18 protein-coding genes and 1 pseudogene are annotated in these 21,850 nt (G+C 70.3%); 9 read left to right on the top strand and 10 right to left on the bottom strand.

All coding sequences use genetic code 11. The features are described 5' to 3' along the window. Window positions 1-7: 7 nt before the first annotated feature. Complete coding sequence (locus IPZ69_RS01185) at window positions 8-385, bottom strand: phage holin family protein (RefSeq protein ID WP_235451716.1); 378 nt, start codon at window positions 383-385, stop codon at window positions 8-10. 59 nt (window positions 386-444) lie between these two features. Here IPZ69_RS01185 and IPZ69_RS01180 point away from each other — a divergent pair, with 59 nt between their 5' ends. The 4 genes from IPZ69_RS01180 to IPZ69_RS01165 all read left to right on the top strand — a co-directional run bounded on the left by IPZ69_RS01180 (window position 445) and on the right by IPZ69_RS01165 (window position 2,714). After that, window positions 445-762, top strand: coding sequence for a cupin domain-containing protein (locus IPZ69_RS01180; protein ID WP_235451715.1), 318 nt, complete (start codon window positions 445-447; stop codon window positions 760-762). A gap of 144 nt (window positions 763-906) precedes the next feature. Then, complete coding sequence (locus tag IPZ69_RS01175) at window positions 907-1,119, top strand: DUF5326 family protein (protein ID WP_235451714.1); 213 nt, start codon at window positions 907-909, stop codon at window positions 1,117-1,119. A gap of 197 nt (window positions 1,120-1,316) precedes the next feature. Further along, window positions 1,317-2,177, top strand: coding sequence for an IclR family transcriptional regulator (locus tag IPZ69_RS01170; RefSeq protein ID WP_235451713.1), 861 nt, complete (start codon window positions 1,317-1,319; stop codon window positions 2,175-2,177). Between the two features lie 99 nt (window positions 2,178-2,276). Further along, window positions 2,277-2,714 carry an SsgA family sporulation/cell division regulator gene (locus IPZ69_RS01165; RefSeq protein ID WP_235451712.1) on the top strand — a complete coding sequence of 146 codons (438 nt, stop codon included), beginning with the start codon at window positions 2,277-2,279 and terminating at the stop codon, window positions 2,712-2,714. A 91-nt stretch (window positions 2,715-2,805) separates the two neighbouring features. Here the strand turns inward: IPZ69_RS01165 and IPZ69_RS01160 are convergent, their stop codons facing one another. Then, entirely contained in the window at window positions 2,806-4,368 is a 1,563-nt protein-coding gene (locus IPZ69_RS01160; RefSeq protein ID WP_235451711.1) for a YibE/F family protein, read from the bottom strand. Between the two features lie 241 nt (window positions 4,369-4,609). Here IPZ69_RS01160 and thiC point away from each other — a divergent pair, with 241 nt between their 5' ends. Continuing rightward, a complete protein-coding gene (gene thiC / locus IPZ69_RS01155; RefSeq protein ID WP_235451710.1) occupies window positions 4,610-6,403 on the top strand; it encodes a phosphomethylpyrimidine synthase ThiC in 1,794 nt (597 codons plus the stop codon). A gap of 97 nt (window positions 6,404-6,500) precedes the next feature. On the opposite strand, the gene IPZ69_RS01150 is transcribed toward thiC, so the two are convergent. The 3 genes from IPZ69_RS01150 to IPZ69_RS01140 all read right to left on the bottom strand — a co-directional run bounded on the left by IPZ69_RS01150 (window position 6,501) and on the right by IPZ69_RS01140 (window position 9,999). Beyond that, window positions 6,501-7,367: a hypothetical protein gene (locus tag IPZ69_RS01150; RefSeq protein WP_235451709.1), complete on the bottom strand. Its 867-nt coding sequence runs from the start codon at window positions 7,365-7,367 to the stop codon at window positions 6,501-6,503. A gap of 181 nt (window positions 7,368-7,548) precedes the next feature. Beyond that, the gene (locus tag IPZ69_RS01145; RefSeq protein WP_235451708.1) at window positions 7,549-8,625 is read right to left on the bottom strand and encodes a metallophosphoesterase; all 1,077 of its coding nucleotides are present in this window, start codon (window positions 8,623-8,625) and stop codon (window positions 7,549-7,551) included. 261 nt (window positions 8,626-8,886) lie between these two features. Continuing rightward, window positions 8,887-9,999, bottom strand: coding sequence for a LacI family DNA-binding transcriptional regulator (locus tag IPZ69_RS01140; RefSeq protein WP_235451707.1), 1,113 nt, complete (start codon window positions 9,997-9,999; stop codon window positions 8,887-8,889). A gap of 438 nt (window positions 10,000-10,437) precedes the next feature. Here IPZ69_RS01140 and hisC point away from each other — a divergent pair, with 438 nt between their 5' ends. Next, window positions 10,438-11,517: a histidinol-phosphate transaminase gene (hisC, locus tag IPZ69_RS01135; RefSeq protein WP_235451706.1), complete on the top strand. Its 1,080-nt coding sequence runs from the start codon at window positions 10,438-10,440 to the stop codon at window positions 11,515-11,517. A gap of 38 nt (window positions 11,518-11,555) precedes the next feature. Here the strand turns inward: hisC and IPZ69_RS47670 are convergent. Then, window positions 11,556-11,720: pseudogene (locus IPZ69_RS47670) on the bottom strand (cyclophilin-like family protein); the annotation flags it as partial. A 257-nt stretch (window positions 11,721-11,977) separates the two neighbouring features. On the opposite strand from IPZ69_RS47670, the gene IPZ69_RS01125 reads away from it, so the two are divergent. From IPZ69_RS01125 to cydD, 3 genes are read left to right on the top strand one after another with little or no spacing between them, the layout of a single operon-like run. After that, entirely contained in the window at window positions 11,978-13,486 is a 1,509-nt protein-coding gene (locus tag IPZ69_RS01125) for a cytochrome ubiquinol oxidase subunit I (protein WP_235451705.1), read from the top strand. A gap of 20 nt (window positions 13,487-13,506) precedes the next feature. Further along, window positions 13,507-14,511, top strand: a complete 1,005-nt coding sequence (gene cydB / locus IPZ69_RS01120; RefSeq protein WP_235451704.1) for a cytochrome d ubiquinol oxidase subunit II — start codon at window positions 13,507-13,509, stop codon at window positions 14,509-14,511. Window positions 14,512-14,570: 59 nt separating this feature from the next. Continuing rightward, the gene (gene cydD / locus IPZ69_RS01115; RefSeq protein ID WP_235451703.1) at window positions 14,571-18,158 is read left to right on the top strand and encodes a thiol reductant ABC exporter subunit CydD; all 3,588 of its coding nucleotides are present in this window, start codon (window positions 14,571-14,573) and stop codon (window positions 18,156-18,158) included. 69 nt (window positions 18,159-18,227) lie between these two features. On the opposite strand, the gene IPZ69_RS01110 is transcribed toward cydD, so the two are convergent. The 4 genes from IPZ69_RS01110 to IPZ69_RS01095 all read right to left on the bottom strand — a co-directional run bounded on the left by IPZ69_RS01110 (window position 18,228) and on the right by IPZ69_RS01095 (window position 21,848). Then, window positions 18,228-19,115: a Cof-type HAD-IIB family hydrolase gene (locus IPZ69_RS01110; protein WP_235451702.1), complete on the bottom strand. Its 888-nt coding sequence runs from the start codon at window positions 19,113-19,115 to the stop codon at window positions 18,228-18,230. Between the two features lie 102 nt (window positions 19,116-19,217). Further along, window positions 19,218-20,129: an LLM class flavin-dependent oxidoreductase gene (locus IPZ69_RS01105; protein ID WP_235451701.1), complete on the bottom strand. Its 912-nt coding sequence runs from the start codon at window positions 20,127-20,129 to the stop codon at window positions 19,218-19,220. A 166-nt stretch (window positions 20,130-20,295) separates the two neighbouring features. Continuing rightward, a complete protein-coding gene (locus IPZ69_RS01100) occupies window positions 20,296-20,844 on the bottom strand; it encodes an RNA 2'-phosphotransferase (RefSeq protein WP_235451700.1) in 549 nt (182 codons plus the stop codon). Window positions 20,845-20,966: 122 nt separating this feature from the next. Further along, a complete protein-coding gene (locus tag IPZ69_RS01095) occupies window positions 20,967-21,848 on the bottom strand; it encodes a MerR family transcriptional regulator (protein WP_235451699.1) in 882 nt (293 codons plus the stop codon). Between the last annotated feature and the right edge of the window lie 2 nt (window positions 21,849-21,850).

The following is a 21,850-nucleotide window of genomic DNA, read 5'->3' as shown; positions in this document are numbered from 1 at the left end:
CGGGTGCTCAGTCCTCGTCGGGCAGGACGACGTTCAGTGCCCAGGACACGATCGAGATGATCAGGCCACCGACGACCGCGGTCCAGAAGCCCTCGACATGGAAGCTCAGGTCGAGCTTGCCGCACACCCACGAGGTCAGCAGCAGCATCAGGGCGTTGACCACCAGGGTGATCAGGCCGAGAGTGAGGATGAACAGCGGGAAGGTCAGCACCTTCACGATCGGCTTGACCAGCCAGTTCACCACGCCGAAGATCACGGCGACGACTATCAGCGTGCCGATCTTCTTGCCCGTGCTGTCACCCGTCAGGGTGATCTTGTCCAGCAGCCATACGGCGACCGCCAGGGCGCCCGCGTTGGCGATCGTCTTGACTACGAAATTCTTCATGTGTCTGATCGTGGCAGACGAGACGGTCGACGAGCAGTGGGGCGAGGGCAGCAAGTGCGATGAAGTCATTCCGGCTGGACGAACTGGAGGCGGAGCGAGCCGCCAATGAGGGTGCTTACCTGCAGTTTCTGCGCGAGCGGAACATGTCGGTCGGCCTCTACGCCCTGAACGCGGGCGAACACGACCCGCAGACGCCCCACAACCAGGACGAGGTCTACTTCGTCGTGAGCGGCCGCGCAGCGATCACGGTGGGGCTGGAGACCACCCAGGTGGCGCGCGGCAGCGTGGTGTACGTGCCGGCCGGGGTCGCCCACAAGTTCCACCACATCAGCGAGGACCTGAGGGTCCTGGTGATCTTCTCTCCGCCCGAAGCCTGATCCCGTTCCTCAGGGTTCCCTAGGGGAACGGTCAGGGGAGGACAAGGGATGCGGAGCCCCCGCCGGGCCCCCTGGCGGCCCTAGCATCGAGTGCAGGACATCGAAACCATTCGAGAACGCACGAGAAAGCAGAGGACGAGGGCAATGCGAGAGATCTTCGCGGGACTGCCGTGGTGGGTGAAGTGGGTCGCGGTGCCGGTCATCGCCCTGGTCGTGTTCGGCAGCCTGATAGCCACGGTGGTCGGCTTCGTGATCGGCCTGCTCTTCAAGGCACTGATCTTCGTGGCCCTGGTCGGCGGACTGGTGTACGTCGTGCGGAAGTTCATGTCGAACTCGTCGTCGCGCAGCGACTGGTGAGAGCCGTGGGAAACCGGTGACGGTAACAGGAATCACCGGTTCCCTCGCGCGAGGGAAGTTTTCCGGGCACGCCGCCGGACCGCGGCGGCAGGCCGTTAAAGTCCGGAACTCGCCGCGGGGTTCAGCCCCGCGGGCGGCGTACACCCCCACCCGTGCTCTTTCGCACGGGCTGCCCCCTCGCGCTTCGGGAGTGACCCTTGGCCACGGCTGACACGGCACCCGCAGTACCGCACGCACCTCCCCCGCAGCCGCGCTCCGCCCCACGCCCCGTGCGGCGGCCGCCCTCCACGGCGGTCCCCGAACAGCCGAACTCGGCGACCCTCATCGGATCCGTGCAGCGCGCGATGCGCCTGCTGGAATCGGTCGCCGAGCACGAGCACGGCGCTCCCGCCAAGCAATTGGCCCGCGAGACGGGCCTCGCCCTCCCGACGGCCTACCACCTGCTGCGGACCCTGGTGCACGAGGGCTATCTCCGTCGGGACAAGGGCCTGTTCTTCCTCGGTGAGGCAACCGAGCGGCTGGGCAGCAGCGGCGCGCAGCAGAAACGTCGCGGCACCGTCGCCGACGCGCTCGCCCAGTGGCGTGATTCGATCGGTGCGCCCGTCTACTACGCGATGTACCGCGAAGGCGAGATCGAGGTCGTCTGCGTCTCCGACTCGCCGGGCACTCCGGCGGTCGAGGAGTGGGCCGACTTCCGCGAGACCGCGCACGCGCACGCGATCGGGCAGTGCCTGCTGTCCCAGCTGGACGAGGACGCCCGCCGCGACCACCTCGCCCGCTATCCCGTGCAGCCCCTCACCCCGTACACGGTTCGTGACGGACACGCCCTGCTGCGGCGCATGCAGCGGATGCGGCGGATGGAGCCCGTGACGGAGCGGCAGGAGTACGCGCTGGGGACGGTCTGCGCGGCGATCCCGATCACCATGGGCGCCGTCGCGGCCACCGTGGCCATCTCCCTGCCCTCCCACCAGGCCGACCGGCTGCTGCCCGCGGCCCAGCGGCTGCAGACCGAGATCGGGGCGCATCTGGGGTCACTGGCGCTCTCTATCAGTATCTGAAAACTCACTCCTTGTGATCTCTCGTGTACTTTCAGCAAGATTTGACCAGTGTCACAGGGATCATTCCCGGCCAGTCGGTGTCATATGACGGGGTAGGCGATGCGCGAGTCCGTACAGGCAGAGGTCATGATGAGCTTTCTCGTCTCCGAGGAGCTCTCCTTCCGCATTCCGGTGGAATTGCGCTACGAGACCTGTGATCCCTATGCCGTGCGGCTGACCTTCCATCTCCCCGGAGACGCACCGGTGACCTGGGCGTTCGGGCGCGAGCTGCTGATCGACGGGGTGGGGCGGCCGTGCGGGGACGGCGATGTGCACATCGCGCCCACCGACCCCGACTCGCTGGGCGAGGTGCTGATCAGGCTTCAGGTGGGCAGCGACCAGGCGTTGTTCCGCTCCTCCACGCCACCGCTCGTGGCCTTCCTGGACCGTACGGACAAGCTGGTGCCGCTCGGCCAGGAGGGGGCGCTCGCCGATTTCGACGCCCATCTCGACGAGGCGCTGTGCCGCATCCTGGCCGAGGAGCAGAGCGCCGGCTGAGACGGGGCGGCAGTGAGCGCGGGGCGCCCCGCAGCGTCGCCGAGGACCGTGCAGTAACGCTTCTCCGCGCGGCCGGTCAGGTCGGCCGAGGTCACTTCTTCCGGCGCCGGCCCCTGCCGCCCCGCGCGGCCGCCGGCTGGGCCTCCAGGGGCCTTGCCGGCTCCTGCCCCGGCCGGTCGGCCGACACCACGAGCGCGGCGAGCGCCGTGGTGACCGGGACCGAGGCGACCAGGCCGATCGAGCCCACCAGCGTCCGCACGATCTCCTCCGCCACCAGCTCGCTGTTCGCGACCGCCCCCACGCTGCTCTGCGCGATCGAGAAGAGCAGCAGCAGCGGCAACGCGGCACCGGCATAGGCGAGGACGAGGGTGTTCACGACCGAGGCAATGTGGTCACGGCCGATGCGGATGCCCGCCCGGTACAGCCCGCGCCAGCCCATGGTCGGATTGGCCTCGTGCAGCTCCCAGACGGCGGATGTCTGAGTGACGGTCACGTCGTCCAGGACGCCGAGCGAACCGATGATGACGCCGGCCAGCAGCAGACCGCTCATGTCGATCGACGGGTACAGCCCGTGGATGAGGCCGGTGTTGTCGTCCGTGTTGCCCGTCAGCGCGGCCCAGTCGATGAACTCCGAGCCGAGGATGCCGATCAACAGGAGCGAGACCAGGGTGCCGAGCACCGCGACCGACGTCCGGGCCGACAGCCCGTGACAGGTGTAGAGCGCGATCAGCATGATGGCGCTCGACCCCACGACGGCCACCAGCAGCGGATTCGAGCCCTGCAGGATCGCGGGCAGGATGAAGAGCGTCAGCACCATGAAGCTGACGGCCAGTGCGACCAGCGCCATGACGCCGCGCAACCGGCCCACCGCCACGACGGCGAGCGCGAAGATGCCGGCGAGCAGCGCCATCGGGAACTTCCGGTTCACGTCGGCGACCGAGTACTGCAGGTCCTTCGGCGCCGAAGGCTCGTACGCGACCACGACCTTCTCGCCTTCGTGCAACTGCCGTGACTGGTCGGGCTGCACGATCTCCGTGAACGTACGGCCCTGGTCCTTGCCGGTGTCGACCCGGACCGTGGCCTTCTTGCAGGTGCCGCCCGCCTCCTGCTGAGCGGAGTTGCCCTCGGCGGTGGAGGTGTCGCCGGTCGGGGTTTCCCCCGAGGCGTTCACCGACTTGCAGCTCACCTCGACGACCCGGGTCACCGTGGCCTGCTGGGTCTGCCGGTCGAAACCGACCCCGGTGCGCTTGTGCGACGGGGCTCCGCCGGGCCAGAGCACCACGAGCCCGACCACCACCGCCACCGTGAACGGGATCAGGATGGCCGCGATGACCTTGCGCAGGTGCTTGGAGACCGGCGCGGCGGGTCCATGGCTGTGACTGTGCGAGTGGCCGTGGCCGCCGCCGGATCCGGAGCCCTGACCCGGCCCCTGACCGTGCCCGTGGTCAGGTCCGTGGCCGTGCCCGTGGCGGGGGTCCTGACCGTGCCCGTGGTCGGGCCCCTGATCGTGCCCGAAGTCCGCTCCGTGGCCGTATTCATGGTCATGGCCGTCACCGGCGCCGCGGGCATCCCGGCCGCGTCCGGCGCCCTGTCCGGAGCCGGGCCGGCGCGGCGGCTCGGGTGGCGGGTACGGGTACTGCTGTGTCGTGGTCACCGCCAGATCATCGCAAGAACGGCAGGGGCCCTCTGTTCACCGCGCCCGAATTGACGCTAGCGTGGAGGCACCTTTGCACACGCGGGAGCTCGGAGCACCGGGCTGAGAGGACGCTGACCTCCGTATTCGCGCTGTTTCACGTGGAACGAGTGATGTTTCACATGAAACACCGGCACACGGAATCCGCTGCGTCGACCGCCGAACCTGTTACCGGGTAATGCCGGCGTAGGGAGTAGGTCTCATGACCATCAAGGACGCACGCACGCCTGCCTCCACGCAGAACGCGACCACCGCGAACGACGGGGAGGCCGGGAAGTCCATCGGCTGGCACAAGGCGTACGTCGAGGGTTCGCGCCCCGACCTGCGCGTGCCGGTTCGTCAGGTGCACCTCACCAACGGGCAGTCGGTCACGTTGTACGACACCTCCGGCCCATACACCGATCCACTCGTCGAGACCGATGTCCGCAGGGGCCTGCCGCCGCTGCGGGAGAACTGGATCATCGCCCGCGGCGACACCGAGGAGTACGCGGGCCGTCCCGTCCGTCCCGAGGACGACGGGATCAAGCACACCTCGCCGCGTGGCGGCCTGCGCAACCTCGACGCGGTCTTCCCGGGGCGGCCGCGCCAGCCGCGCCGCGGCCGCCCCGGCGAGGCCGTCACGCAGCTGGCCTACGCCCGCCGGGGCGAGATCACGCCCGAGATGGAGTACGTGGCCGTCCGCGAGAACGTCTCTGCCGAGGTGGTCCGCGAGGAGATCGCGGCGGGACGGGCCGTGCTGCCGGCCAACGTCAACCACCCGGAGATCGAGCCGATGATCATCGGCAAGCGGTTCCTGGTGAAGGTCAACGCCAACATCGGCAACTCAGCGGTGACGTCCTCCATCGAGGAGGAGGTCGAGAAGATGACCTGGGCGACCCGCTGGGGCGCCGACACGGTCATGGACCTGTCCACCGGCCGCAACATCCACACCACGCGCGAGTGGGTGCTCCGCAACTCCCCCGTCCCCATCGGCACGGTGCCGCTCTACCAGGCCCTGGAGAAGGTCGACGGCAGGGCCGAGGAACTGACCTGGGAGATCTACAAGGACACGGTCATCGAGCAGGCCGAGCAGGGCGTGGACTACATGACCGTCCACGCGGGAGTCCGTCTCCCGTACGTCCCGCTCACCGCGAACCGCAAGACCGGCATCGTCTCCCGCGGCGGCTCGATCATGGCGGCGTGGTGCCTCGCGCACCACAAGGAGTCGTTCCTGTACGAGAACTTCGAGGAGCTCTGCGAGATCCTCGCCGCGTACGACGTCACGTACTCGCTGGGCGACGGCCTGCGCCCGGGTTCGATCGCGGACGCCAACGACGAGGCGCAGTTCGCCGAGTTGCGCACGCTCGGGGAACTCAACCGGATCGCGAAGCGTTTCAATGTTCAGACCATGATCGAGGGCCCGGGCCATGTCCCGATGCACAAGATCAAGGAGAACATCGACCTTCAGCAGGAGATCTGCGATGAAGCTCCGTTCTATACGCTCGGCCCGCTGACGACGGACGTCGCGCCGGCGTACGACCACATCACCTCCGGCATCGGTGCCGCGATGATCGCCTGGTGGGGCACGGCCATGCTCTGCTACGTCACGCCCAAGGAGCACTTGGGCCTGCCCAACCGTGACGACGTCAAGACCGGCGTCATCACCTACAAGATCGCCGCCCACGCAGCCGACCTCGCCAAGGGGCACCCAGGTGCGCAGGAGTGGGACGACGCGCTGTCGGACGCCCGCTTCGAGTTCCGGTGGGAGGACCAGTTCAACCTCGCCCTGGACCCGGACACGGCAAGGGAGTTCCACGACGAGACGCTCCCGGCGGAGCCTGCCAAGACGGCCCACTTCTGCTCGATGTGCGGGCCGAAGTTCTGCTCCATGAAGATCTCCCAGGACATCCGTCGTGAACACGGCGGCAGCCGGGGGGAGATCGAGGAGGGCATGGCTCAGAAGTCGAAGGAGTTCGCTGCGGCGGGCAACCGGGTGTACCTGCCGATCGCGGACTGAGCCGGGCCTACGCCTACGAGCGGTACTCGACGACGGCGGGCCGGGGCGGAGGCCGGTTGCCCGACCTGCGCCCCCGGTGGGGGCGCAAGCCGGGGGGTTATTCCGGCAGGTGCTCCGGGCCTCCGAAGTCCGGACTCGTGTAGTCCGGGCTGCTGAAGCTCGGGCGCGGGCCCGGGGTGGTGCCGTCGTCGGGGCTGCTGAAGCCCGGACGGCCGTAGCCGAGGCGCGGCATGCGGCTGGTCGGCGTCGGCGGGGCCGTTTGCTGCAGTGCGGTCGTGCCCGGGTCGGCGAGCGCGTCCCGCAGGAACGGCATGATGCCGCGCTCCAGTAGCGCATCGCGCCAGGCTTCCCTGGCCCGGTTCACTTCCGCGTTCGCCGCGCCGTAGGCTCCGGCCTCCAGCGAGGGGCTGTTGCGCAGGGCGGTGAGCAGCAGCCCCACGGCGGCGATGAGGGTCGCGGCGGCGGCCACGGCGCCGAAGACCCAGCCGGCGGTCAGCATCGTCTGGGCGAAGGCCGGCGCGGGGTCGATCATCTTCAATATGTAGCCGACGAGCAGGAAGATCGCCGCGGCGGTTCCGGCAAGGACGGGAGCGAGGACCGCGACGATGGCGACGGCGCCCGCGCCGGCGGTCTCGGCGGCCTCGCCGAGGGAGGTGGCGAGCCCCATCGCGCCCGAGCCCGGCTCACCGGAGCCGGGGGCGCGGGTCGAGGACGGGGTGGACGGCGCCGGCTGGCGCAGTTCCTCGCGAACCTTCACGTAGTGCTGGTACTCGGTCGCCGCGGCCGCCGTGATGAGTGCGGTGGCGTTGAGCGCCATGGTGCGCAGCTGTTCGGGATTGAGCCGCTGTCCCATAGCGGCCAGTTCCGGTCGGTTTGGTGCGGAGCGCAGCGCCTCATCGAGGATCCGCTCGTATTCTTGGCGGTCCTCGCTGTGCAGGTGCTGCGGAACGCTGTTCATGTGCATCCCCCGATGCTCCGTAGGGCTTGGGGCTCGCACGCCGGCGAGCCGTCGGGCAGAAACGGAGGGGAGCCTGCTACGGATAAGCCGATGGTAGAGCCGCGACGGCACGCGGTGACAGGGGGTTGCCGGAAATTGGGTGCTGGCCTGCGCGTACGCCGTCGTGAGACGCCTGCCCGTTGAACGCTCAGATATCCAGGGGCAGTTGCTGGACCAGCAGTTTTCCGGCCATGGTCACTCCGCCGTCCATCGCGATGGCGAGCCCGTCGGCGTAGACGTGCGGTCCCTCGACCAGGGGGCCGCTGCCCTCCTCGTCGTCCTCGGAGCCGACCTCGCCCAGGAGGTACGGGATGGGGCTGTGACCGTGAACGATGCGCGTGCCGCCGTACATATCGAGGAGGGAGCGCACGGCGTCGGCTCCGCCCTCGTCGCGGAAGGAGAAGCGCTTGGTGAACTTGCGGAACAGATCCCAGACCTCGTCCGCGTCGTTGCGGGTGATGGTCTCGCGGACGGTGTCGTTGACCGCCTCGATCGAGTCGCCGTAGTCGAGGTAGGCCGTGGTGTCGGAGTGCACGAGCAGATAGCCGTCGACCTCCTCGACGGCGTCCAGGCGGGCCATCCACTGGAGGTGGTGGTCCTGGAGGCGGTCCATGTCGGTCTTCTGGCCGCCGTTGAGCAGCCAGGCGGCCTGGAAGGTCGCGGTGCCCGCACCGGAGTTGACGGGGGTGTCGCCGAACCGCTTGGCACCGAGCAGCAGCAGCTCGTGGTTGCCCATGAGCGCCTTGCAGTAGCCGCCGGCCGCGGCGGCCTCGGCGGACAGCCGCATCACGAGCTCGATGACGCCGATGCCGTCCGGGCCGCGGTCGGTGAAGTCGCCGAGGAACCACAGCCGGGTGGTGCCCGCGCACCACTGGCCCTCCGAGTCGATCAGATCCTTCTCCTGGAGGGCGGCGACCAGTTCGTCGAGATAGCCGTGCACGTCCCCGACGACGTACAGCGGACCCGGCCCGGTGACGGGCTGCGGGGCCGCGGCGGCGGCAGGCTCGACCGGGACCCGAAGCGTGTCACCCCGATTGATGACGGGCAGGTCGCGCTGGGTGGGCGTGTACCCCTCCGGGTAGCCCTCCTCGACGGGGGCGACCGTGTCGCCGGGGTGCGTGCTCTGGGCGTACGGACCGGTCTCGTGGACGTACCCGGGTACCCGGAAGTCGCGCAACGTAGCCGTCCGCTCCACCTCGGGTCCCTGACCGGCCCCCTGAGTCATCCGACCCCTCCACCATCGCGCCGCAGCTGCACCGCTTCGGACTGCCTGGTCGCAGCGGCCCGCGGTGTCGTGGGCCCATCATAGGAATGCGGATCGCGCCATGTGATGACCCAGGGGTGGTGAATCAGAGCAAGACTCCAGTTCAACGCGGCTTTCGCCCCGTTTGGGCAGGGGTTTCGCGGCCTGATGACGGTCCGGTGACCATCTGACCGGTCGGCCGGACGGCCGATCCGCCCCTCCCTCTCCCGCGTGGCCCGCGCGCTACTTCTCCTCCGGAACGCGCGGCGGGCTGACCGTCGTGCGCGGCGGACGACGCTGCGAGGACGTGCGCACGATCAGTTCGGTCGGTATCACCTGCTCGACCGGGTGGTCCGAGTCGACCCCCTCGATGGCGTCGATGAGGAGCTGGACCACCGCCGTGCCGATGCGGCGCGGCTTGAGGGAGAGCGTGGTGATGGGCGGCTCGGTGTTGGCGTACACCGTGGACTCGCTGCAGCACACCAGCAGCAGGTCGTCCGGGACGCGCAGCCCGTAGCGGCGGGCGGCGGCCAGCAGATCGGTGCCGTTGGGGTCGAACAGGCCGTAGACGGCGTCGGGGCGGTCCGGGCGGGCCAGCAGCCGGTCGGCGGCCACGGCGCCCGCGCACGGGTCGTGCGCCGGGTAGGCCTCGTACACCGGGTCCTGGCCGACCCGTTCGCACCAGCGCAGGTACGCCGTGGTCGACAGACGGGTGTACGTGTCCGTCGTCGTCCCGGTGAGCAGGCCGATGCGGCGGGCGCCCGCGTCGGCGAGGTGGTCCAGGATGCCGAGGACGGCCGCCTCGTGGTCGTTGTCGACCCAGGCCGTGACGGGGAGCGAGCCGGCCGGGCGGCCGTCGGAGACGACCGGGAGGCCCTGCCGGACCAGTTCGCTGACCACCGGGTCCTGGTCGGAGGGGTCGATGACCACCGTGCCGTCCAGGGCCACGTTGGACCACACGTCGTGGCGTGAGGTCGCGGGCAGGATGACGAGGGCGTAGCCGCGGGCCAGCGCGGCGGAGGTGGCGGCCCGGGCCATCTCGGCGAAGTACGCGAACTCCGTGAAGGTGAAAGGTTCATCCCCGTACGTCGTCACGGTCAGGCCGATGAGTCCCGACTTCCCCGTGCGGAGGGTGCGGGCGGCGGCCGAGGGGCGATACCCCAGCCGGTCGGCGACCTCACGGACATGGCGCCGGGTGGCGTCCGGGAGCCGGCCCTTGCCGTTGAGGGCGTCGGAGACGGTCGTGATGGAGACCCCGGCGGCGGCGGCCACGTCTCTGATGCCCGCCCGACCCGGTCGGCTGCCTCGACGTGAGGTTTCCGCGCGGCTCACCTGGTGCTTCCCTGCTGCTGTCATGGCGAGCCGATAGTAGGGCTCATGCGGTGGGGTAGTGCGGACGCATATGCACGCGTTGACAGGCACGTTTCTGCATGGTCAAAGAGGGTCAACTGCCTTAGAAAGAAAGTCAGTTGAACGCTTCAATGGCAAGACGTGACTTGTCGGCACGCATGGGCCTGCCACCTGTCCGATGTCTCGAAGAGGTCTCAACTCACCTTCACGGGTGATGCGCGCCAGGGCGTGAGCCACCGGCGCGTAGATATATGTGCGACGCGCCCCCCGATTGATACGGCTTCGTGGGGTGATGCCCGTGATGCCGGTGGGACATATGAGGTTTGCGTCTCACTTTTCTCGGCGCTCCTCACCTGTACGCACGCGCGCCGAATCCTCATAAGGTGAGCAGTATTGGAAGCCGGCGGCGCTGACGGTCCGCCGGTGGTCGCGAGGAGGACTGCGGTGAGCGAGACGAGCCCCAAGCTGCGCGCCGAGCTGGAGGGTATCCCCACCTACAAGCCGGGCAAGCCCGCCGCGGCCGACGGCCCGGTCGCCTACAAGCTGTCCTCCAACGAGAACCCGTATCCGCCGCTGCCCGGGGTCATGGAGAGCGTGACCGCCAGCGCCGCGTCCTTCAACCGCTACCCGGACATGGCGTGCACCGGGCTGATGAACGAGCTGTCGGAGCGCTTCGGCGTCCCGGTCTCCCACCTGTCCACCGGCACCGGCTCCGTCGGCGTGGCCCAGCAGCTCGTCCAGGCCACCAGCGGCCCCGGCGACGAGGTCATCTACGCCTGGCGGTCCTTCGAGGCGTACCCGATCATCACCCAGATCAGTGGCGCGCGATCGGTGCGGGTGCCGCTCACCCCGGGCGATGTGCACGACCTGGACGCGATGGCGGACGCGATCACCGACCGGACCCGGCTGATCTTCGTCTGCAACCCCAACAACCCGACCGGCACGGTCGTACGGCGGGCCGAGCTGGAACGGTTCCTCGACCGAGTGCCCCGCGATGTCCTGGTGGTGCTGGACGAGGCCTACCGGGAGTTCATCCGCGACCCCGAGGTGCCGGACGGCGTGGAGCTCTACCGCAACCGGCCGAACGTCTGCGTCCTGCGCACGTTCTCGAAGGCGTACGGCCTGGCCGGGCTGCGCGTCGGCTTCGCGATCGGGCACGAGCCGGTGGCGGCGGCGCTGCGCAAGACGGCGGTGCCGTTCGGCGTGAGCCAGATCGCGCAGGAGGCGGCCATCGCCTCGCTGCGTGCCGAGGACGAACTGCTCGGCCGGGTCGGCTCGCTCGTGTGCGAGCGCAATCGCGTGGTCGACGGGTTGCGCGCCCAGGGCTGGACGGTGCCCGAGACCCAGGCCAACTTCGTCTGGCTGCGGCTGGGGGAGCGCACGGCCGCCTTCGCGGAGGCCTGTGAGCGGCACGGGGTCGTGGTCCGGCCGTTCCCCGGCGAGGGTGTGCGGGTGACGATCGGCGAGAACGAGGCGAACGACATCTTCCTGAAGGTCTCCGAGGGGTTCCGCAAGGAGTTCTGACGGGGCCTCGGCTCGTGGCCGAGTGAGCCCTGCTCGGCCACGAGTTCCACCCGTACGGGGTCGCCGTCGCGAACCGTCTCCGGGAGCCGGGCGTCGCCGTCGGTCCGGAAGGCCACCGTGCCCGGCGCGACGACCTGCTGGGCGTCCGTTTCACGTGGAACGGACACGCCTGTGTCGAAGTGGACCTCCGCGCCCCAGGTGCGCTGAAGTGGCGGGAAAGCCTTCCGGCTCCGGAAGTGCCGCGGCGACCTCCGTCGGCATGGGCCCACCGCCTCCCACCTGCGAGGACCCGTCGGTCCGCATGAGGGACCCCCCCGCCCCTCCAACGTCGAACGAGTATGCGTCATAATTGCTTGTGAATGTGAACGCGTTCACAAGCGTGTCCCGATTGCTCCAGTGATGCGTGCGACAAAAGGGGCAAACTGCCGCCGATCCCCGGCGGAGTAAGGAGACTGGCGACGTGGAGTTGGCTTTGGCGCCGGAGACACTGGCGCGCTGGCAGTTCGGCATCACCACCGTCTACCACTTCCTGTTCGTGCCCCTGACGATCTCGTTGGCCGCCCTCACGGCCGGTCTGCAGACGGCATGGGTGCGCACGGAGAACGAGAAGTACCTCAGAGCGACGAAGTTCTGGGGCAAGCTCTTCCTGATCAACATCGCGATGGGTGTCGTCACCGGCATCGTGCAGGAGTTCCAGTTCGGCATGAACTGGTCGGACTACTCGCGCTTCGTCGGCGACATCTTCGGCGCTCCCCTCGCCTTCGAGGCACTGATCGCCTTCTTCTTCGAGTCCACCTTCATCGGCCTGTGGATCTTCGGCTGGGACAAGCTGCCGAAGAAGATCCACCTCGCCTGCATCTGGATGGTCTCGATCGGCACGATCCTGTCGGCGTACTTCATCCTCGCGGCCAACTCGTGGATGCAGCACCCCGTCGGCTACAAGATCGACAAGGTCAGGGGCCGTGCGGAGCTCACCGACTTCTGGGCGGTGCTGACCCAGAACACCGCGCTCAGCCAGGTCTTCCACACCCTGTCGGCGGCGTTCCTGACCGGTGGCGCGTTCATGGTCGGCATCGCCGCCTACCACCTGGCCCGCAAGAAGCACGTCCGCGAGATGAAGACCTCGCTGCGGCTCGGCCTGGTGACCGTGGTCATCGCCGGCCTGCTCACGGCGGTCAGCGGTGACGTCCTCGGCAAGGTCATGTTCAAGCAACAGCCGATGAAGATGGCCGCTGCCGAGGCCCTGTGGGACGGCGAGGACTCCGCACCGTTCTCGATCTTCGCCTACGGCGACGTGGAGAAGGGCCACAACAGCGTGGCCATCGAGATACCCGGCGTGCTGTCGTTCCTCGCCAACGACGACTTCACCTCGTACGTCCCCGGCATCAACGACGTCAACAAGGCCGAGCAGCAGAAGTTCGGGCCCGGCGACTACCGGCCCAACATCCCCGTCACGTTCTGGGGCTTCCGCTGGATGATCGGCTTCGGCATGTCGTCCTTCGCGCTCGGCCTGGCCGGACTGTGGCTGACCCGCAAGAGGTTCATGCTGCCGCAGCATCTGCGGGTCGGTGAGGACGAGGTGCCGCACCTGGTGCTGTTCAAGAACAAGGCGCTCAGCCCGAAGCTCACCACCTGGTACTGGCGCATCGCGATCTGGACCCTGGCCTTCCCGCTGATCGCCAACTCCTGGGGCTGGATCTTCACCGAGATGGGCCGCCAGCCGTGGGTCGTCTACGGCGTCCTGCAGACCCGGGACGCGGTCTCGCCCGGCGTCTCCCAGGGCGAGGTCCTCACCTCGATGATCGTCCTCACGTCGCTGTACGCCATCCTCGCCGTCGTCGAGATCAAGCTGCTGGTCAAGTACGTCAAGGCCGGCCCGCCCGAGCTCACGGAGGCCGACCTCAACCCGCCCACGAAGATCGGCGGCGACTCCCGTGACGCCGACAAGCCGATGGCCTTCTCGTACTAGGCCGAGGGAGCTGCACAGTCATGGAACTGCACGACGTCTGGTTCGTCCTGATCGCCGTCCTGTGGACCGGCTACTTCTTCCTGGAGGGCTTCGACTTCGGGGTCGGCATCCTCACCAAGCTGCTGGCCCGGGACCGGGCCGAGAAGCGGGTGCTGATCAACACCATCGGCCCCGTCTGGGACGGCAACGAGGTCTGGCTGCTCACGGCCGGCGGCGCGACCTTCGCGGCCTTCCCCGAGTGGTACGCCACCCTCTTCTCCGGCTTCTACCTGCCTCTGCTGGTCATCCTGGTCTGCCTCATCGTCCGGGGTGTCGCCTTCGAGTACCGGGCGAAGCGGCCCGAGGAGAACTGGCAGCGCAACTGGGAGACCGCGATCTTCTGGAGTTCGCTGATCCCCTCGTTCCTGTGGGGTGTCGCCTTCGGCAACATCGTGCGGGGCGTGAAGATCGACCAGCACTTCGAGTACGTCGGCACCTTCTGGGACCTGCTCAATCCGTACGCGCTCCTCGGCGGTCTGGTGACGCTGACGCTGTTCACCTTCCACGGTGCGGTGTTCACCGCGCTCAAGACGGTCGGGGACATCCGGGAGCGGGCGCGGAAGCTGGCGACCCGGGTCGGCATCGTCACGGCGGCGGTGGCGCTGGTCTTCCTGGTCTGGACGCAGGTCGACAACGGTGACGCCAAGAGCCTGGTCGCCCTGGTCGTAGCGGTCGTCGCCCTGATCGCCGCTCTCCTGGCGAATCAGGCGGGCCGCGAGGGCTGGTCGTTCGCCCTGTCCGGCATCACCATCGTGGCCGCCGTGGCGATGCTCTTCCTGTCGCTCTTCCCGAACGTCATGCCGTCGTCGCTCAACGAGCACTGGAGCCTTACCGTCACCAACGCCTCGTCGAGCCCGTACACCCTGAAGATCATGACTTGGTGCGCGGCGGTCGCCACGCCGCTCGTGCTGCTCTACCAGGGATGGACGTACTGGGTGTTCCGCAAGCGGATCGGCACACAGCACATCGCCGAACCCGCACACTGAGTCCGTCGGGGGTGTGTTTCACGTGAAACACACCCCCTGGACCGAAGGGCATGTTTCACGTGAAACCAATCGATCCGCGCCTTTTGCGGTACGCCCGCGCCACGCGCCTCTTCCTGGTCGCGGTCGTCGGCCTGGGGGCCGTCGGGGCAGGTCTGGTCATCGCCCAGGCGATGCTCATCGCCGATGTCGTGGTCGGGGCGTTCCAGCACGGCCAGTCGGTGGCTGAACTCCGCACTCCCCTGCTGCTGTTGGCCGCCGTGGCGGTGGGTCGATCGGTTGTCGCGTGGCTCACCGAACTCGCGGCCCATCGCGCGAGCGCGGCCGTGAAGTCGGAGCTGCGGGGGCGGCTGCTGGACCGGGCCACGGCGCTCGGGCCGGGCTGGCTGAGCGGGCAGCGGACCGGCTCGCTGGTCACCCTCGCCACCCGGGGCGTGGACGCGCTCGACGACTACTTCTCTCGCTATCTGCCGCAGTTGGGGCTCGCGGTGGTCGTGCCGGTCGCCGTGCTCGCGCGGATCGTCACCGAGGACTGGGTGTCGGCGGCGATCATCGTCGGGACGCTGCCGCTCATCCCGTTGTTCATGGTGCTGATCGGCTGGGCCACCCAGTCCCGGATGGACCGTCAGTGGCGCTTGCTCTCCCGGCTGTCCGGGCACTTCCTCGACGTGGTCGCGGGCCTGCCCACGCTCAAGGTGTTCGGGCGGGCCAAGGCGCAGGCCGAGTCGATCCGGCGCATCACCGCCGAGTACCGGCAGGCGACGATGCGGACTCTGCGGATCGCCTTCCTCTCCTCCTTCGCGCTGGAACTGCTCGCCACGCTGTCCGTCGCGCTCGTCGCGGTGACGATCGGAATGCGGCTCGTCCACGGCGACATGGACCTGTACGTCGGGCTGGTCATCCTGGTGCTGGCGCCCGAGGCGTATCTGCCGCTGCGCCAGGTGGGGGCGCAGTACCACGCGGCGGCGGAAGGACTCGCGGCCGCAGAGGAGATCTTCGCCGTACTGGAGACGCCGGTTGCGCCCTCCGGCTCCGACGCGGTGCCCGCGGGCGCGCCGGCCTTCGAAGGCGTGACGGTCCGGTACCCCGAGCGGTCGTCCGACGCCGTGACGGACGTGTCCTTCGCCGTCGAGCCGGGCGAGACGGTGGCACTGGTCGGGCCGAGCGGCGCGGGCAAGTCGACGCTGCTGAACGTCCTGCTGGGCTTCGTCCGGCCCAGCGAGGGCCGGGTGCGGATCGGGGGAGTCGATCTCGCGGACATCGACCTGGAGCAGTGGCGCTCGCGGATCGCCTGGGTGCCGCAGCGCCCGCATCTGTACGCCGGGACGATCGCGGAGAACGTACGGCTCGCGCGGCCCGAGGCGGACGACGACGCCGTGCGGCGGGCGCTCGCCGACGCGGGGGCGCTGGAGTTCGTGGACGCGCTGCCTGAGGGTGCCGGGACCGTGCTCGGCGAGGACGGGGCCGGGCTCTCCGCCGGGCAGCGGCAACGGCTGGCGCTGGTGCGGGCGTTCCTCGCCGACCGGCCCGTGCTGCTGCTGGACGAGCCGACGGCCGCGCTGGACGCGGCGACCGAGGCCGAGGTCGTGGCGGCGGTCCGACGGCTCGCGGTGGGGCGGACGGTCCTGCTGGTGGCCCACCGGCCGGCGCTGCTGGGCGTCGCGGACCGCGTGGTGCGCCTCCAGGGGGCCTCTCCCGCCCCCACGGCCCTCTCCGGTGAACTTGCTGCTTCCCCCGCGCCCTTCGCGGCCGAGGGGCGCCTGGAGGCCGACGGGGATCTGAGCGTGGCTGCGGCCGACGAGACCGCGGGCGTCCCGGCCGCGGCGGCGGACGGCGACGGTGTCCGGGGCGATGGTGTGCCGGGTGCGGTGACCGGTGGCGGCGGCCGCGGCGGGACACGGCGGGGTGTCCTCGCCCGGGTGCGGGGCATGTCCGGCCCCCGGCGCGGGCGGCTCGTCCTCGCGCTACTGCTCGGCAGTCTCGCGCTCGGCTCCGCCGTGGGGCTGATGGCCACCTCCGGGTGGCTCATCTCGCGGGCCGCGCAGCAGCCGCCCGTGCTGTATCTGATGGTGGCCGTGACGGCGACGCGGGCCTTCGGGATCGGGCGTGCCGTGTTCCGGTACGCGGAGCGGCTGGTGTCGCACGACGCCGTGCTGCGGATGCTGGCCGACACCCGGGTCGCCGTGTACCGGCGGCTGGAGCGGCTGGCCCCCGCCGGGCTCCGTACGGCCCGCCGGGGCGACCTGCTCTCGCGGCTGGTGGCCGATGTGGACGCGCTGCAGGACTACTGGCTGCGCTGGCTGCTGCCGGCCGGGGTCGCGGTCACGGTCTCGGCCGCGTCCGTCGGTTTCACGGCCTGGCTGCTGCCCGAGGCCGGGGCCGCGCTCGCGGCGGGCCTGCTCGCGGCCGGAGTCGGCGTACCGCTGCTGACGGCCACCGTGGCCAGGCGCGCCGAGCGGCGCCTCGCGCCCGCCCGAGGAGTGCTCGCGACGCGGGTGACCGGCCTCCTCACCGGCACCGCCGAGCTGACGGTCGCCGGCGCCCTGCCCGCCCGTACGGACGAAGCACGGCGGGCCGACGGCACGCTCACCCGGATCGCCTCGCGTGCCGCCACCGCCACGGCGCTCGGCGACGGGCTCACCGCGCTGATCTCCGGACTGACCGTGGCGGCCGCCGCGCTGCTGGGCGTCCAGGGGGTCGCCGAAGGCCGGTTGAGCGGTGTGGCCCTGGCCGTGGTCGTCCTCACCCCGCTGGCCGCGTTCGAGGCCGTGCTCGGGCTGCCGCTCGCCGTGCGCTACCGGCAGCGGGTGCACCGGAGCGCCGAGCGCGTGTACGAGGTCCTGGACGCCCCCGAGCCCGTACGGGAACCGGAGCTGCCGCGGCAGGCGCCGGCGTCGCCGTTCCCGGTCGTCCTGAAGGCACTCACCGCCCGGCACGCCGGTCAGGACCGGGCGGCACTGGCCGGGCTCGACCTGACGCTGGCGCAGGGGCGCCGCGTCGCCGTGGTCGGACCCTCCGGCTCCGGCAAGACGACGCTCGCCCAGGCGCTGCTGCGGTTCCTCGACCCCGAGGCCGGCTCCTACACGCTGGCCGGCGTGGACGCGTTCGCGTTGGACGGTGACGACGTGCGGCGGCTGGTCGGGCTGTGCGCGCAGGACGCGCACCTCTTCGACAGCTCCGTGCGCGAGAACCTGCTGCTCGCCAAGAAGAGCGCCACGGAGGCCGAGTTGCGCGACGCGCTGGCGCGGGCCCGGCTGCTCGACTGGGCGGACGGGCTGCCCGACGGGCTCGACACGCTCGTCGGCGAGCACGGAGCCCGGTTGTCCGGAGGACAGCGGCAGCGGCTGGCACTCGCCCGCGCGTTGCTCGCCGACTTCCCGGTCCTCGTGCTCGACGAGCCCGCCGAACACCTGGACCTGCCCACGGCCGACGCGCTCACCGCCGATCTGCTGGCCGCCACCGAGGGCCGTACGACACTGCTCATCACGCACCGGCTCGCCGGGCTCGACGCCGTGGACGAGGTGATCGTGCTCGACGCGGGGCGGGTCGTGCAGCGGGGGCCGTACGCCGAACTGGCCGCCGTGGACGGGCCGCTGCGCGCGATGGCGCAGCGGGAGGCGGAGGCGGAGCAGCTGGTCGCCGCCGGCTGAACCGTACGGCCCCGAGCGGGCCGCGGTGGGGGCGCCGAGACGGTCGGCGGACCCGGCCGGGCGGGCGGACTACAGGCGGGTCGCCAGCAGCTGCTCGATGACGACCGCCACGCCGTCCTCGTTGTTGGCCACCGTCCGTCCCGACGCGGCGGCGATCACGTCCGGGTGCGCGTTGCCCATCGCGTACGACTGGCCCGCCCAGGTCAACATCTCGACGTCGTTGGGCATGTCCCCGAAGGCCACGACCTCCTCGTGCGAGATGCCGCGTTCGGCGCAGCACAGGGCGAGCGTGCTGGCCTTGGAGACGCCGGGGCCGCTGATCTCCAGCAGGGCGCTGGGGCTGGAGCGGGTGACGGTCGCGCGGTCGCCGATGGCGAGCCGGGCGAGGGTGAGGAAGGCGTCGGGGTCGAGGTCGGGGTGGTAGGCGAGGATCTTGAGCACGGGCTCGCCGGCGCCCGGACCGTCGTCCGCGAGGAGTCGCTCCGCGGGCAGCAGGTGGTCGGGTATCTCCATGTGCAGCTTGGGATAGGCCGGTTCCTGGTGGAAGCCGTACGTCTGCTCGACCGCGTACACCGTGCCGGGCGCCACGTCGCGCAGCAGCCGTACGGCGTCCAGCGCGTTGTCCCGGGCCAGTTCGCGCACCTTCACGAACCGGTGGGCGCCGGGCCCGCCGTGCAGGTCCACCACGGCGGCGCCGTTGCCGCAGATCGCCAGGCCGTGGCCGTGGACGTGGTCGCTGACGACGTCCATCCAGCGGGCCGGGCGGCCGGTGACGAAGAAGACCTCGATGCCCGCCTCCTCCGCGGCCGCCAGCGCGGCGACCGTTCGCGGGGAGACCGACTTGTCGTCGCGCAGCAGGGTGCCGTCCAGATCGGTGGCGATCAGTCGCGGCGGGACGGCGGGGGCCGGGGTCTCGGACGTTCGGGTCGCTGAGGTCACCGGGTCATTCTCGCGCATATGCCAGCACGCCCGTGCGGGAGACCGCACAGATGAGACACAGATGACGCGCGGCCGAGGACAGGGCGGCCGCGCGCCGATGTGCCGGGGCTTGTGCGGGGGTCAACGCAGCTGCGCGGGAGCCTCCATGGCGATCTGCTCGAAGACCTTCTCGTCCGCGGCGAAGTCCGAGTCGGGGATCGGCCAGTGGATCACGAGCTCGGTGAAGCCCAGTTCCTGGTGCCGGCCCGCGAAGTCCACGAACGCGTCCAGGGACTCCAGCGGCCGGCTCCGGTCCGGGGTGAAGCCGGTGAGCAGGATCTTGTCGAGCTCGTTCACGTCCCGGCCGAGCGCGGCACAGGTCTCGGCGAGCTTCTCGGCCTGTCCGCGCAGCGCCTGGACCGACTGCTCCGGCGTGCCGTTCTCGTAGAGCCTGGGGTCGCCGGTGGTCACCCACGCCTGTCCGTGCCGCGCGGCGAGCCGGAGCCCGCGCGGGCCGGTGGCGGCCACCGCGAAGGGCAGCCGGGGGCGCTGCACGCAGCCCGGTATGTTGCGCGCCTCGTGCGCCGAGTAGTACGTGCCCTCGCACGACACGGAGTCCTCGGTCAGCAGCCGGTCCAGCAGCGGCACGAACTCCGCGAGCCGGTCGGCGCGCTCGCGCGGGGTCCAGGGGTCCTCGCCGCCCTTCAACAGGGCCGTGGCGTCGAAGCCGGTGCCGCCCGCGCCGATGCCCAGGGTGACGCGGCCGCCGGAGATGTCGTCGAGGGAGATCAGCTCCTTGGCGAGGGTCACCGGGTGGCGGAAGTTCGGCGAGGTCACGAGGGTGCCGAGGCGAAGCTGCTCGGTGGCGGCCGCGGCGGCGGTCAGCGTGGGGATCGCGCCGAACCACGGGCCGTCGCGGAAGCTGCGCCAGGACAGGTGGTCGTAGGTGTACGCGGTGTGGAAGCCGAGCTGCTCGGCGCGGATCCAGGCCGCACGGCCGCCTTCGTTCCAGCGGCGGTACGGGAGGATCACGGTGCTCAGGCGCAGACTCATGCCGTCGAGACTAAGGGGAGGCCCCGGCATCGGGCGAAAACGGTCACCGTGCGCGGGCGCTCGGACACGGGGTGCGGTGGATCGGCGGCCCGGATGAGGATCGGCGCCGTGCACGCGGCGGCATGTGCGCCGGCACGGCGTGGTCGCGATCACACCCCGGGCAGGGTCAGCGCGGCTCGGGGAACCGCAGGTACCGGGGTGGTACGGCCTTCGTCAGCCACACTCCGTTCGCGCTGACGTGGAAGACGTGGCCGTCGCGATGCATGGCGGCGGCGTCGACGGAGAGGACGACGGGGCGGCCGCGGCGGGCGCCGACGCGGGTCGCGGTCTCGCGGTCGGCCGAGAGGTGCACGTCGTGCCGGCTCATGGGCCGCAGGCCCTCGGCGCGGATCGCGTCCAGACTGCGGGCCACGGTCCCGTGGTAGAGGTACGGCGGCGGGGTCGCCGGGGGCAGGCCGAGGTCGACCTCGACGCTGTGGCCCTGGCTGGCGCGGATCCGGGTGCCCTCGATCGCGAACCGCTTCTTGTCGTTGGCGGCCACCACGTGGTCGAGTTCGGCGCGTGTGAAGCGGAACCCGTGCGCGGCGGCCGCGGCCATCAGCGTGTCGATCTCCACCCAGCCGCCCTCGTCGAGGGTGAGGCCGATGCGTTCGGGTTGGTGGCGCAGGTGTTTCGAGAGGTACTTCGACACCGTCACGGTGCGTCTTTCGTTCATCCCACCAGGGTGCCGGGAGAGACGCGGATCACGCACATTATTTTGGCCCCGAGGTTTGGTCCACAGCCAAGTGCGGTTATCCACAGGGGAATTGACGAGGTTGTGGACAAGTCGTGTGCGGTTCAGGGTGTTTCGTCAAGATCATTGTGACTGACGTGCGTTGCCGCCAGGTCGTCCAACATCCGTGCGCGAACCTCCCGTTCGGTGGCCAGCGCGACGAATGTCGCGGCCCGGCCGGGACCAACCAGCTTCTCCACGGCGTGCATTGTCTCGGCCGGGAGCGGCACGGAGCGGGTCTGTGCCAGGGGTTCCGGCGTCTCCCCCGTGCCGAGTCGCCGGCGCAGGTGCCGGGTGGCGAACAGGCGCATCGCGCGGGCCAGTTCGGCGTCGACGGTCTGCTGCGCGAGGGGGCGCAGGCGGCGGACGAGGGAGGCCGCTTCGGCCGCGTCGGCGTCGGTGCGGTGGTGGGGACCGTCGAGGTAGCGGGCGAAGACGTGCTCGGTGGTGAACTCCAGGAAACGGGCGGCTATGTGCTCCACCTGGACCCTCAACTCCCGCAGGTGGCCCGCGATCGCGCTGAGCGGAACCCCTGATGCGTGCAACTCCACCGCCACGGCCAGCTCTTGCGGGCTGGGTACGAGGAAGGAGTCCGGGTCTCCCGGGACGGGTTCCAGTACGCCGAGCTCGACCGCCTCGGCCACGGCGGCGGCGTCGGGGGTGCCGCCGAAGCGGGCGTCCAGTTCGGCGCGGGAGACGCGGGACGGCTCCTCGTCGGTCCACGGGCCCTCGACCTCGGTGACCAGCCCGAGCACGCCTGCCAGGCCGCGGCCGGTGTCCCAGGCCTCCAGGAGTTCCTTGATGGAGGCGAGGGTGTAGCCGCGGTCGAGGAGGTCGGCGATCTGGCGGAGGCGGGTGATGTGGGCGTCGGAGTAGACGTTGGCCCGGCCCCGGCGTTCGGGGCGGGGGAGCAGGCCGCGGTCCTGGTAGGCGCGGATGTTCCGCACCG

The sequence above is a fragment of the Streptomyces olivochromogenes genome (genome assembly GCF_021538895.1).
Lineage (GTDB): Bacteria > Actinomycetota > Actinomycetes > Streptomycetales > Streptomycetaceae > Streptomyces > Streptomyces olivochromogenes_A.
Note: the sequence above shows the minus strand (reverse complement) of the source record. Positions and strands in the feature narration are given on the sequence as shown.